Origin of the sequence: Agromyces binzhouensis, assembly GCF_042672355.1 — a bacterium.
GTDB lineage: Bacteria > Actinomycetota > Actinomycetes > Actinomycetales > Microbacteriaceae > Agromyces > Agromyces binzhouensis.
Map to the genome: position 1 here is coordinate 379596 of NZ_JBHXVJ010000002.1, position 12682 is coordinate 392277.

The window sequence follows — 12682 nt, forward strand, 5'->3', positions numbered from 1 at the left end:
CAAGCCTACGGCGCGCGCGGTGCCGGTCCGCGGGGCCCCGGTTGCTAGGGTGAACGTCGTGACGATCACGGTGGCGGTCGCTGGCGCGACGGGGAAGATGGGGCGCCTCGCGACCCGACTGATCGACGAGGCCGACGACCTCGAGCTCCACGCCGGGCTCGACTCGTCCTCGAGCCTCGACGAACTCGCCGGGGCCGACGTCGTGCTCGACGTCACGCACCCCGCGGCGAGTGCCGCGATCGTGGAGGCCGCGATCGAGGCGCGCGCCGCGGTCGTCGTCGGCACCTCCGGCTGGTCGCGAGAGCGCATCGCCGAGGTCGAGACGCGCCTGCGCGAGGCCGACGCCACGTCCGGCGTGATCTTCGTGCCGAACTTCTCGATCGGCAGCGTGCTCGGCTCGGCGTTCGCGGCCTTCGCGGCCCGCCACTTCGACTCCATCGAGATCGTGGAGGCGCATCACGCGGGCAAGGTCGACTCGCCGTCCGGCACGGCGGTGCGGACGGCCGAGCTCATCGCCGCCTCGCGAGGCGAGCTCGGCCCGGTGTCGGCGCCGCACGCCGACCAGCGAGCGCGCGGCCAGCTCGTCTCCGGCGTCCCGATCCACAGCCTCCGCATGGACGGCGTCCTCGCCGACCAGCGCGTCGTGCTCGGCGCTCCCGGGGAGAGCCTGCAGATCACCCACTCGACGATCGCGCCGACGGCGTACGAGGCCGGCATCCTGCTCGCCCTGCGTCGTGCGCCCTCGGCCGAGGGGGTCACGGTAGGACTCGATGCGCTCCTCGGCCTCGAGCTTCCTGACGGTCGATGAGCGGCGCGAAGGTCGGCGCCGTCGTCATGGCGGCGCTCCTGGTGCTCTACGTCGCGCTGGTGGGGTGGCGCGCGGTGCAGTTCGTCCTCACGGGCGAGCCGATCGCCGTCGCGATGGGCGTGGCGCTCATGGTGCTGCCGATCCTGGCCGTCTGGGCGATCTGGCGGGAATTCTCGTTCGGGATCCGGTCGCAGCGGCTGGTCGAGCGGCTCGAGTCCGAGGGCGCGCTCGACCTGGGCATCCCGGTCCGCGCGAGCGGGCGTCCCGAGCGCGGTGCGGCGGACGCCGCGTTCCCCGAGTTCCGCGCCGCCGTCGAGTCCGAGCCCGACTCGTGGCGGGCGTGGTTGCGACTCGGGCTCGCGTACGACGCCGCGGGGGATCGGCGTCGAGCGCGTCGTGCGGTGCGCCGGGCTATCGAACTCGAGCGGGCTCGGGACTGAGCATCGCGTCGATCGCCGACTCGATGCTCGGGTGCCGGAACCGGTAGCCGTCGTCGATGAGGCGCTGCGGCCGCACCTTCTGGCTCGACAGCAGCAGGTCGTCGGCGGCCTTGCCGAGGGCCGCCTCGAGGAGCTTCTCGGGGACCGGGATGACGTAGGGACGGTGCATCCGCTCGGCGAGCGCCGCCATCACGCGATCCGCGGTCGCGGGCGTCGGCCCGACGAGGTTCACCGGACCCGAGAGGTGCGAGTCCAGCAGGTGCAGGATCGCGTCGACCTCGTCCTCCAGCGCGATCCAGGGCCAGTGCTGGCCGCCCGTGCCCAGGCGCCCGGAGACGCCGAGCGTCGTGAGGGCGCGGATCCGCTGCATCGCACCGCCGCGGCCCACGACGATGCCGGTCCGGAAGACGACCGTCCGGGTCTCGTGCGGGGCGAGCTGCGCCGCCGCCTCCCAGCGGCCGACGACCTCGGCGAGGAACCCGGTGCCGGCGGCGGAGTGCTCGGTGAGCAGCTCGCCCGGTCGGTCGCCGTAGTACCCGACGGCCGACGCGCTGAGGAAGGTCGCGGGAGGCGTGCGCGCCTTGCGCATCGCGTCCGCGAGCGTCCTGGTGGCCGCGATGCGCGATTCGAGGATCTCGTCGCGATAGCGCCGCGTCCACGGCAGCCGCGCGAGCGAGGCGCCCGAGAGGTTCAGGACGGCGTCGACGCGGTCCATGATCGTGAAGTCGATGATGCCGGACGCCGGCGACCAGCTGACCTCGTCCGTCGACTGGGCGCGCCGGCGCACGAGCCGCACGACCTCGTGGCCGTCGGCCAGGAGTCGGTCACGGACGGCCGTGCCGATGAAGCCGGAGGCGCCGGCGACGAGGACTCGCACCGCTACGCGAGCTCCGCCTCGATCGTGATCGGAATGCCGGTGAGCGCCTGCGAGATCGGGCAGTTCACCTTGGCATCCTCGGCGAACGCCTCGAACTCGGCCTCGCCGAGGCCGGGCACGCGCGCGCTCACGAGCAGGTGGCTGCCCGTCACGCCCTCACCGGGCTGGAAGGTCACCGCGGCGGTGGTCTGGATGCTCTCGGGGGTGTGGCCCGCCTCGGTGAGGATGTTCGACAGCGCCATCGAGAAGCATGCCGAGTGGGCCGCGCCGAGCAGCTCCTCGGGGTTCGTGGTCCCCGCCTCGCCTTCGGCGCGCGCCTTCCAGTTGACCGGGAACTCGGCCACCTTCGACGAGTCGAGGCGCGTGGTGCCCGACCCCTCGAAGAGGCTGCCGGTCCAGACCGTGGTCGATTCGCTCGTCAGTGCCAATTGGTCCTCCTCCTCGAGCCGGAAGTCCCAGCCTATCGAGCGGATGCCGCGTCCGGCAGTCGCCGGGCCCCGCGCGTCCTCCGCGGATCGGTCACGCGGCCCTGATGACGCGGGCGCGGACGAGCAGCAGGTAGAGCTGGCATCCGAGGCAGTACCCGAACGCCGCGTTGAGGAAGGCGGCGAAGAACGCCGCGGCCGCGGCGATCGGCACGGCCGCCGCGACGCCGAGCATCCCGAGCACGACGCCCGTCGCCGTGACCACCAGGCCGACGAGCTGGGCGAACGTCGGCGGGCGCGGGTCCTCGAGCTCGGCGGGCGGCGCGAGCCGCGGGCGGACGAGGGCCCGGTAGAGCAGGCCGAACGGGTGTCGGGCGACCCCGGCGATCGCGCCCCACGCGAAGAGCGCCGCGAGGATGACGAGGAGCACGAGCGCCGCAGCGTCGAGCCCGCCGACGCCGAGCACGACGACCGCGAGCAGCAGGACGGAGGTGATCGCGGCGGAGAAGCGCGGCCCGCGCGGGTCGATGCCGGGGCGGCCGGCGGATGCGGCGCGCGACTCAGGCGTGGTGGCGGACACGGGACCTCCCGGTGGTGGTGTCGAGTTCGTCGCGGAGATCGCCGATGCGCGGCACGCCGGTCACGCGAGCCGTCGCCCGCCCGTCGGCCCCGAGCACGAGCACGGTCGGCGTCTGCGTCACGCGGAACGCGTCGGCGAGGTCGCGCCGGTGGGTGAGGTCGATGTCGACGTGGCGCACGTCGCGGTACTCCGACGCGAGCTCCGCGAGTGCTCGGGCCGTGCCCGGGCAACGACTGCAGAACTCCGTCGAGAACTGGACGAGGGTCGCCTCGGCGCCGAGCGACTCGCCCGCCAGTCCGAGGCGTTCGGCATCCGACGTCGGCGCGGGCGAGCCCGGCCGGATGGCGGATGCGGCGCCGACCGGGACGTCGACGCGCCCAGCGAGGTGCTGGACGCGCCCCTCGCGCGCCCGCCAGGCGAGTCCGACCACGAGCGCGACCGCGGGCAGCGCGAGGCCGACGACGAGGGCGGGCGCGAGGTCCATCTCCGCAGGCTACGTCCGTCGCACCGATGCGGTCACGCCGTGTGACGCCGGGTGACGCCCGAACGGGCCGCGCGACATCCGCCCGCCTGTCATGACGGCGGCGTCGGCCGGGCGGCGTAGCCTTGACGCCGTGGCCAGCGCGATCCCGACCCCGTACGAAGACCTCCTCCGCGACGTGCTCGAGCACGGCACGCCGAAGTCCGACCGGACCGGCACCGGGACACGCAGCGTGTTCGGCCGGCAGATCCGGTTCGACCTGTCCCGGGGGTTCCCGCTCGTCACGACCAAGCGCGTGCACTTCAAGTCGATCGCCTACGAGTTGCTCTGGTTCCTGCGCGGCGAGTCGAACGTGCGGTGGCTGCAGGAGCACGGCGTCAGCATCTGGGACGAGTGGGCGGATGCCTCGGGCGAGCTCGGCCCCGTCTACGGGGTGCAGTGGCGCAGCTGGCCGACGCCCTCGGGCGACCAGGTCGACCAGGTCGCGCAGGTCATCGACCAGATCCGCACGAATCCCGATTCGCGTCGCCACATCGTCTCGGCGTGGAACCCGGCCGACATCCCCGACATGGCGCTCGCGCCGTGCCACGCGCTGTTCCAGTTCCACGTCGCCGACGGGCGCCTCTCGTGCCAGCTCTACCAGCGCAGCGCCGACCTCTTCCTCGGCGTTCCGTTCAACATCGCCTCGTATGCGCTGCTGACGCACATGATCGCCCAGCAGACCGGCCTGGAGGTCGGCGACTTCGTGTGGACGGGCGGCGACTGCCACATCTACGACAACCACGTCGAGCAGGTGCGACTCCAGCTCGAGCGCGAGCCGTTCCCGTACCCGACGCTGCGCATCGCGCGCCGCCCCGACTCGATCGACGACTACCGGTTCGAGGACTTCGAGGTCGTCGGCTACGAGCACCACCCCGCGATCCGCGCGGCCGTCGCCGTATGAGCGACGGGTTCGACGACGACGTCGCGCCGCGGATCGGGCTGATCTGGGCGGAGGCGCGCGGGGGAGTGATCGGGGCCGGTGGCGGCATGCCCTGGCACGTCCCCGAAGACCTGGCGCACTTCAAGCGGACCACGCACGGCGCCCCGGTCGTCATGGGCCGCCGCACCTGGGACTCGCTGCCCGGGCGATTCCGGCCGCTGCCGGGTCGGGCGAACATCGTGGTGACCCGGCAGGCCGACTGGCACGCCGACGGGGCGGTCCGCGCGGCGTCGGTCGACGAGGCGCTCGCGCTCGCGGCATCCGACGCCGACGATCGCATCTGGGTGATCGGCGGCGCCGAGCTCTTCGCGCGCACGATCGACCTCGCCGACCGGCTCGTGGTGACCGAGCTCGACCTCGAGGTCGACGGCGACACGTTCGCGCCCGACCGGGCGGGCTGGCGCGTCGTCGTCGCCGATCCGGCCCACGGATGGCACGACTCGCACTCCGGCATCCGCCACCGCTTCCTCACCCTCGCGCGCTGACCCTCCCCGGGCGCGCGGCCGCAGCTGCTCGTCGTGGAGGAGTTCTCGGGCGACGCGCCGCGCCGACTCGGCGTGTCGGCCCGGATCTCCTTCATCTCGCACGGCCGGCTCCTCCTCCACAGAGCCGGAGTCCGCGACCGTGCGTCACGCCGGTCGCCGTCCGAGCCCGGCGTGCACGAGCGAGGAGCAGGCTCGGCGGGTGATCGATCCCCACCTGCTGCACCGTGCGTGCGCCGACCTCGGTGAGGTCGCCCGCGTGCGCGACGTGCTCCGTCGGGCCGACGCCACTCGCCGCGACCTCGAGCGTGCGGTGCGTGCCGGCGCGCTCGTGAGGCTCAGGCCCGGCTGGGTCGCCGTCCCCGAGGCCGGTGCGTCGACCGCGACCGCGGTGCGACACGGCGGCGCGCTCGGCTGCGTGTCGCGCCTGCAGCTCGAGGGCCTGTGGCTGCTCGGCGATCACTCCCGGGTCCACGTCGCCATGCGCCCGAACGGTCGCGGCCGCTCGCACTCCGCGTGCACCTGCGTCGTGCACTGGAACGACGTTCCGCACGCGTCGGGCCGGGTGCCGGTCATCGCCGCCCTGGTCCAGGTGCTCGGATGCCTCGGGGTGGAGGAGTTCTTCGTCGCCCTCGAGTCCGCGATGCGCACGCGGCTCATCACGCGGGCCGGGCTCGCGTCGGTCCGGGCGCGGCTCCCGCTCGACAAGCGTTGGCTGGCGGACTTCGCGCGGTGGAACGCCGACAGCGGGCTCGAGTCGCTCCTGCGTCTGAGGCTCAGACGCCTCGGCATCGACCTGGCGTCGCAGGTCGCCGTTCCGGGCGTCGGCACGGTCGATTTCGTGCTCGGCGACCGGCTCATCCTGGAGGTGGACGGGAAGCGGAACCACGACGGAGCCTCGATGCGCCACAAGGACCTGGTGCGTGATGCCGTCGCGGCCGCGCATGGATTCGACACGCTCCGGTTCGACTACGCGATGGTCGTGCACGAGTGGGAGCTCGTCGAGGCGGCCATCCTCTCGAAGCTCGATCGCAGCCTGCATCTCACCCGCCATCGACCCCCGGGCACCCCGCTCGTGCTGCAGGGTGAAGGAGATCCGCAGTGACGCGCCGTCCGCGTCCGGCGCGTCGCCGAGATCCTCCTTCGGAATGCACATGCACGGACGAGGCGCCTGAGCGGCGGCGACGGAGCACGCGCGACACGGGACACCCCGGCGAGGCGCGAGCCGATAGCCTGTAGGGCGTGAGTGCAGTCAATCCATTCGGTCAGGTGCTCGTCGCGCTCGTCACGCCGATGACGGCGGACGGCGAGGTCGATTGGCCGGCGGTGGAGAAGCACATCGACGACGTCATCTCCGCGGGCGCCGACGGCATCGTCGTGACCGGCACCACGGGTGAGACCTCGACCCTCACCGACCCGGAGAAGATTCGCCTCGTCGAGGTCGGCAAGGACGTCGCGGCCGGCCGCGCGAAGATCATCACGGGCGGCGGGTCGAACGAGACCGCCCACGCGATCGAGCTCTACAAGCACAGCGAGCAGGCGGGCGCCGACGGCATCATGATCGTCACGCCCTACTACAACAAGCCCACGCAGGCTGGCATCCTCACGCACTTCCGCCTGGTCGCCGACGCCACCGACCTGCCCGTGATCCTCTACGACATCCCCGGCCGCACGGGCGTGCCGATCAAGTACGAGACGATCCTGCGGCTCGCCAAGCACCCGAACATCCTCGCGATCAAGGACGCCAAGGGCGACTTCAGCGAGGTCAGCCGGGTGCTGAACCAGACCGACCTCATGTACTTCTCGGGCGACGACGCCAACGTGCTCCCGCACCTGTCGATCGGCGCGACGGGCCTCATCGGCGTCACGGCGAACATCGCCCCGGCCCCGTACCGCGCCATCGTCGACGCCGTGAACCGCGGCGACCTGAAGGCCGCGACCGCCGAGCACCGGCGGCTCGAGCCGCTCGTGCGGGCCGTCATGACGCACGTGCCCGGCACGGTCGCCGCGAAGTACATCCTCCACGGCCTCGGCCGCATCGGCAGCCCGCGCGTGCGACTGCCGCTCGTCGGCCCCGAGGAGTGGGAGGCCGCGCTCATCGAGGACGAGATCGACCTCGTGCAGGGCATCCCCGGCGTCGACTTCCGCAACTTCCGCCCCGACCGCAACGCCGCCGCCGGCGGCGCGCTGCCCAAGGTGGCCGGCACGACGCGCTGACGGGCCGCGGATGCCGCGTCGAGCCGTCGCGCGCACGAGCCACGAGGCATCCGACCGGGACGATCCCGAACGAGACATCCGCGACCGAGGGGGTCGCACCGAACTGAACACCGGAACGTGAGGAGGGCACATGCCCGACGAGATCATCGACCCCGAGCCGCTCGAACCGGGCACGCTGCGGGTCATCCCCATCGGCGGCCTCGGCGAGGTCGGCCGCAATATGACGTGCTTCGAGATCGACGGCAAGCTGCTGATCGTCGACTGCGGCGTGCTGTTCCCCGAGGAGCACCAGCCCGGCGTCGACCTGATCCTGCCCGACTTCGGCTTCCTCCGGGAGCGCCTCGACGACGTCGTCGCCGTCGTGCTCACGCACGGCCACGAGGATCACATCGGCGCCGTGCCCTACCTCCTGAAGCTGCGCGCCGACATCCCGCTCGTGGGCTCGCAGCTCACGCTCGCGCTCGTCGAGGCGAAGCTCAAGGAGCACCGCATCGCGCCGTACAGCCTCACCGTGAAGGAGGGGCAGACCGAGCGGCTCGGCCCGTTCGACCTCGAGTTCGTCGCGGTGAACCACTCCATCCCCGACGCGCTCGCGGTCGCCATCCGCACGGACGCGGGCACGGTGCTCGCCACGGGCGACTTCAAGATGGACCAGCTCCCGCTCGACGGCCGCCTGACCGACCTGCGCGAGTTCGCGCGGCTCGGCAAGGAGGGCGTCGACCTCTTCATGGTCGACTCGACGAACGCCGACGTGCCGGGCTTCACGCCGCTCGAGCGCTCGATCGGGCCCGTGCTCGACGAGGTCATCGCGCGGTCGCCGCGCCGAGTCATCGTCGCGAGCTTCTCCAGCCACGTGCACCGCGTCCAGCAGGTCCTGCACGCGGCGCACCAGAACGGGCGCCGGGTGGCGCTCCTCGGCCGAAGCATGGTGCGCAACATGACCATCGCGGCCGACCTCGGCTACCTCGACGTCCCCGAGGGCGTGCTCGTCGACTTCAAGAAGGCCGGCGACATCCCCGACGACGAGATCGTCTACATGTCGACCGGGTCGCAGGGCGAGCCCATGGCGGTGCTGAGCCGCATGGCGAACCGCGACCACCAGATCGAGATCGGCGAGGGCGACACCGTGATCCTCGCGTCGAGCCTGATCCCGGGCAACGAGAACGCGGTGTACCGCGTGATCGACGGCCTCACGAAGCTCGGTGCGAACGTCGTGCACAAGGGCAACGCGAAGGTCCACGTCTCGGGCCACGCCGCCGCGGGCGAGCTGCTCTACTGCTACAACATCCTGCAGCCGCGCAACGTGGTGCCGATCCACGGCGAGTACCGCCACCTGGTCGCCAACGCCCGCCTCGCGCGCGACACGGGCATCCCGGCCGAGCGGACGTTCATCGCCGAGAACGGCACCGTGCTCGACCTGCGCGACGGCGAGGTGCGCGTCGCCGGCCAGCTCGACCTCGGCTTCGTGTACGTCGACGGCTCGACGGTGGGCGAGATCACCGACGCCGACCTGAAGGACCGCCGGATCCTCGGCGAGGAGGGGTTCATCTCGGTGATCGTCGTGGTGGATGCCTCCACGGGCCGCGTCATCGTCGGCCCCGAGATCCACGCACGCGGCTTCGCCGAGGACGACGCGGTGTTCGAGGACGTCAAGCCGAAGATCGTGGCGGCCCTCGCGGACGCCGCGCAGCACGGCGTGCGCGACCCGCACGCGCTGCAGCAGACGGTGCGCCGCACGGTGGGCAGCTGGGTGAACCGGCGCCTGCGCCGTCGCCCGATGCTGGTGCCGCTCGTGATCGAGGCCTAGGTCCGAACGGATGCCGCGGCATCCGTATCGCGAAACACCCGCGTAACAGCGCCCGCGTACGCTCCGTGCATGGTGGGCTTCTCCATCCGGCCCGCGGGTCCCGCGGACGGCGGCTTCCTCGCCGACATGCTCGTCGAGGCGGCCAACTGGCGCTCCGGGGCGACGCGACCGCGGCACGTCGTGCTGGGTGATGCGAGCCACGCGGCCTACGTCGCCGGGTGGCAGCGACCCGCCGATCGCGGCGTCGTCGCGGTCGATCCCGAGGGGCGGCCAGTCGGAGCGGCGTGGTACCGGCTCTTCGGTGCGGACCGTCCGTCGCAGGGCTTCGTGGCGACCGGCGTGCCCGAGCTCATCATCGGCGTGCGCCCGCTCTGGCGCGCCCAGGGCGTCGGCCGGGGACTGCTCCGTGCGCTCACCGAGGATGCCCGGTCGGGCGGCTACGCCAGGCTCGCGCTGTCGGTCGAGCACGGCAACTTCGCCCACGAGCTGTACCGCTCAGAGGGATTCGCCGTGATCGCCTCGGCGAACGGCCGGGACACCATGGTCCGACGGCTGCGCTGACGCCGGGCGCGGATGCCGCGCGGCGTCGACTGCCCGACACTCGACCGGCCTGCGCGCCTGCGTCGCCGGCGGGCCGTAACGTGGAACGCATGGCTACGAGCACCAGGTCGAACGGTCGCGCCTCCGGCGCGTCCGGGCGCGGCTCGTCGACGCGGACCGCGCCCACGAAGAAGCTGCCGGCGCAGCGCACGTCGACGCGCGCGGCGCGCAGCGCACCCCCGAAGTCCGATCGGCCGGGGGTCGTCGTCCGCGCCTGGATGGCGCTCGCGCACCTGACCGGAGGTGCGGCCCGAGCGCTCGGCCCGGAGACCCTCGCGAAGGAGGAGCGCCGCGACGGCCTGCCCTTCTTCCTGGTGCTGCTCGCCGTGACGGGCGCCATCGTCGAGTGGTTCTTCATCAACGACCCCGTGGCCCAGACGCTCGACGCATACACGTTCGGCGGTCTCTTCGGACGCGTGGCGTTCGCGCTGCCGGTCGTGATGCTGATGTTCGCCGTGTGGCTGTTCCGGCACCCGAGTTCGGTGCACGACAACACGCGCATCGGCATCGGCCTCGGGATGCTGCTCATCACCGTCTCCGGGCTGTGCCACCTGTTCGGCGGCCAGCCGTCGCCGAGCGAGGGCATGCCCGTGCTGGCCGGCGCCGGGGGCATCCTCGGCTGGATGCTCGCCGAGCCGCTGATCCTCCTCCTCACCGATGTCGGCGCCGCCATCGTGATCGCGATCCTCGCGGTGCTCTCGCTCCTCATCCTCACCAAGACGCCGCCGAACCGGATCCCGCAGCGCTTCCAAGAGCTGTACGTGTGGCTGTTCGGTGCGATCGACGGCGAGGCCGACGGCGGGGCGGCCGAGGACGCCGTGACGGAGGCGAAGCCGAAGCGCCGGTCGAGGGCGGGCCGCTCCGAGCAGGTCGAGCTCGACGGCATCGACGACGAGGCGCCCTCAGGCGGGCTGCTGCCCTGGTGGCGCCGCAACGCGTCCAACCGCGAGGAGGACCCCGAGTTCACCGACGCGGGCGCCGACGGCATCACCGAGGTGTTCGGCGAGGGCTCTGCCGCGGGCAGCTTCGAGACGCCCCTCGAGGGGGTTCGGCCCGCCGATCCGTACGGCGCGGGCGTCATCGACGACCTCGAACGGGCCGAGTCCGCGCTGCAGCGCTTCACCGGTGAGGTCGCAGGTGACGGCACGGGACTCCATGGCGACGACGCCGGGGCGACCGAGGTCCTCGCGCCCGCCGGCGCCGCGGCCGGGCTCGGCGCGGGTGCGGCCGTGGGCGACGCGACCGCGACCGCCGACCCCGCGGCATCCCCCGACCGGCCCGCCGACCTGCCGGACCGGCCGTACCACCTGCCGTCGTCCTCGACGCTCGCAGCGGGCGCACCCGCCAAGACCCGCTCCGCGGTGAACGACGAGGTCGTGCGGCAGATCACGGGCGTGCTCGAGCAGTTCGGCGTCGACGCGAAGGTCACGGGCTTCTCCCGCGGCCCGACGGTGACGCAGTACGAGATCGAGCTCGGGCCGGGGGTGAAGGTCGAGCGCGTGACGGCGCTGTCGAAGAACCTCTCGTACGCGGTCGCGTCCAACGAGGTCCGCATCCTCTCGCCGATCCCCGGCAAGTCCGCGATCGGCGTCGAGATCCCGAACGCCGATCGCGAGACCGTCACGCTCGGCGACGTGCTCCGCTCGGGCGCCGCGGTGAACGCGAAGCACCCGATGACGATCGGCGTCGGCAAGGACGTCGGCGGCGGCTACGTCGTCGCGAACCTCGCCAAGATGCCGCACCTGCTCGTGGCCGGTTCCACGGGGTCCGGCAAGTCGAGCTTCGTGAACTCCATGATCACGAGCCTGCTCATGCGGGCGAAGCCGTCCGAGGTGCGGATGGTGCTGATCGACCCGAAGCGCGTCGAGCTGGCGCCCTACGCGGGCGTGCCGCACCTCATCACCCCGATCATCACGAATCCCAAGAAGGCCGCAGAGGCGCTGCAGTGGGTCGTGAAGGAGATGGACATGCGGTACGACGACCTCGCGTCGTTCGGGTTCCGCCACATCGACGACTTCAACGCGGCCGTGGTGGGCGACGAGATCAAGCTGCCCGCCGGCAGCGAGCGCACGCTCAAGCCCTACCCGTACCTGCTCGTCGTCGTCGACGAGCTCGCGGACCTCATGATGGTCGCCCCACGCGACGTCGAGGACTCCATCGTGCGCATCACGCAGCTCGCGCGCGCATCGGGCATCCACCTCGTGCTCGCCACCCAGCGCCCCTCGGTCGACGTCGTCACGGGCCTCATCAAGGCCAACGTGCCGTCGCGGCTCGCGTTCGCGGTGACGAGCGTCACCGACTCGCGCGTCATCCTCGACCAGCCCGGCGCCGACAAGCTCATCGGACAGGGCGACGCGCTCTTCCTGCCGATGGGCGCGTCGAAGCCGATCCGCGTGCAGGGCGCGTGGGTCACCGAGACCGAGATCGATCGCGTCGTGAAGCACGTCACGCGCCAGGCCCGCCCCGAGTACCGGAAGGACGTCGAGGCGGCGGTCGAGAAGAAGGAGATCGACTCCGACATCGGCGACGACCTCGAGCTGCTGCTCGCGGCCGCCGAGCTGGTCGTCTCCACGCAGTTCGGCTCCACGTCGATGCTGCAGCGCAAGCTCCGCGTCGGCTTCGCCAAGGCCGGACGCCTCATGGACCTCCTCGAGTCGCGCGAGATCGTCGGACCGTCCGAGGGGTCCAAGGCGCGCGACGTCCTCGTGACGCCCGAGCAGCTGCCCGGCGTGCTCGCGAAGCTGCGCGGCGAGGAGCCCGCCGCCCCGGCCGCGCCTGCGGCGCCCGCACCGGCGGCGCCGGCCGCGCCTGCCGCTGCCGCGTCGTCCGACGACGTCGACGACCGCTACGACGACCCCGTCGGACGCATCCCGGAGGGCCTCGAAGAGGTCGAGGGCGACACCGACGAGGATGCCTGGGGGCTCACGGGCCGCGACTGAATCGAGGCGCCGCGACGGCGGTCACGAGCGGGACCATCGGCATC

At 72.4% G+C, this 12682-nt stretch carries 13 protein-coding genes; 9 read left to right on the forward strand and 4 right to left on the reverse strand.

Annotation, left to right across the window (positions count from 1 at the left end; all coding sequences use genetic code 11):
• Positions 1-58 precede the first annotated feature (58 nt).
• Both dapB and ACFVHK_RS05485 read left to right on the forward strand, forming a co-directional pair.
• On the forward strand, positions 59-808 hold the full coding sequence (gene dapB, locus ACFVHK_RS05480; RefSeq protein WP_376927952.1) for a 4-hydroxy-tetrahydrodipicolinate reductase: 750 nt from the start codon (positions 59-61) through the stop codon (positions 806-808).
• Positions 805-1248: a tetratricopeptide repeat protein gene (locus tag ACFVHK_RS05485; RefSeq protein ID WP_129233841.1), complete on the forward strand. Its 444-nt coding sequence runs from the start codon at positions 805-807 to the stop codon at positions 1246-1248. The genes dapB and ACFVHK_RS05485 overlap by 4 nt, the downstream gene beginning before the upstream one ends.
• Here the strand turns inward: ACFVHK_RS05485 and ACFVHK_RS05490 are convergent.
• From ACFVHK_RS05490 to ACFVHK_RS05505, 4 genes are all read right to left on the reverse strand, one after another.
• Entirely contained in the window at positions 1220-2125 is a 906-nt protein-coding gene (locus tag ACFVHK_RS05490) for a TIGR01777 family oxidoreductase (protein WP_129233839.1), read from the reverse strand. The genes ACFVHK_RS05485 and ACFVHK_RS05490 overlap by 29 nt on opposite strands.
• Before the next feature lie 2 nt (positions 2126-2127).
• Positions 2128-2553 (reverse strand): OsmC family peroxiredoxin, encoded by a 426-nt coding sequence (locus ACFVHK_RS05495; RefSeq protein ID WP_129233836.1) that lies wholly within the window; start codon positions 2551-2553, stop codon positions 2128-2130.
• A 91-nt stretch (positions 2554-2644) separates the two neighbouring features.
• Positions 2645-3130 (reverse strand): DUF4395 domain-containing protein, encoded by a 486-nt coding sequence (locus tag ACFVHK_RS05500; protein ID WP_376927953.1) that lies wholly within the window; start codon positions 3128-3130, stop codon positions 2645-2647.
• Entirely contained in the window at positions 3111-3614 is a 504-nt protein-coding gene (locus ACFVHK_RS05505; protein ID WP_376927954.1) for a thioredoxin family protein, read from the reverse strand. Before ACFVHK_RS05505 ends, ACFVHK_RS05500 begins: the two co-directional genes overlap by 20 nt.
• Before the next feature lie 91 nt (positions 3615-3705).
• Between ACFVHK_RS05505 and ACFVHK_RS05510 the strand changes: the two genes are divergently transcribed.
• The 7 genes from ACFVHK_RS05510 (at position 3706) to ACFVHK_RS05540 (ending at position 12638) form a co-directional block, all read left to right on the forward strand.
• Positions 3706-4554, forward strand: coding sequence for a thymidylate synthase (locus tag ACFVHK_RS05510; protein ID WP_376927955.1), 849 nt, complete (start codon positions 3706-3708; stop codon positions 4552-4554).
• Positions 4551-5078, forward strand: a complete 528-nt coding sequence (locus ACFVHK_RS05515) for a dihydrofolate reductase (RefSeq protein WP_376927956.1) — start codon at positions 4551-4553, stop codon at positions 5076-5078. Before ACFVHK_RS05510 ends, ACFVHK_RS05515 begins: the two co-directional genes overlap by 4 nt.
• Before the next feature lie 199 nt (positions 5079-5277).
• Positions 5278-6180, forward strand: a complete 903-nt coding sequence (locus ACFVHK_RS05520; RefSeq protein WP_376927957.1) for a DUF559 domain-containing protein — start codon at positions 5278-5280, stop codon at positions 6178-6180.
• A gap of 137 nt (positions 6181-6317) precedes the next feature.
• Entirely contained in the window at positions 6318-7292 is a 975-nt protein-coding gene (gene dapA / locus ACFVHK_RS05525) for a 4-hydroxy-tetrahydrodipicolinate synthase (protein ID WP_129234711.1), read from the forward strand.
• 130 nt (positions 7293-7422) lie between these two features.
• Positions 7423-9099, forward strand: coding sequence for a ribonuclease J (locus tag ACFVHK_RS05530; RefSeq protein WP_129234712.1), 1677 nt, complete (start codon positions 7423-7425; stop codon positions 9097-9099).
• Positions 9100-9168: 69 nt separating this feature from the next.
• Positions 9169-9660 (forward strand): GNAT family N-acetyltransferase, encoded by a 492-nt coding sequence (locus ACFVHK_RS05535; RefSeq protein WP_376927958.1) that lies wholly within the window; start codon positions 9169-9171, stop codon positions 9658-9660.
• An 89-nt stretch (positions 9661-9749) separates the two neighbouring features.
• Entirely contained in the window at positions 9750-12638 is a 2889-nt protein-coding gene (locus ACFVHK_RS05540; RefSeq protein ID WP_376927959.1) for an FtsK/SpoIIIE family DNA translocase, read from the forward strand.
• Positions 12639-12682: the final 44 nt, after the last annotated feature.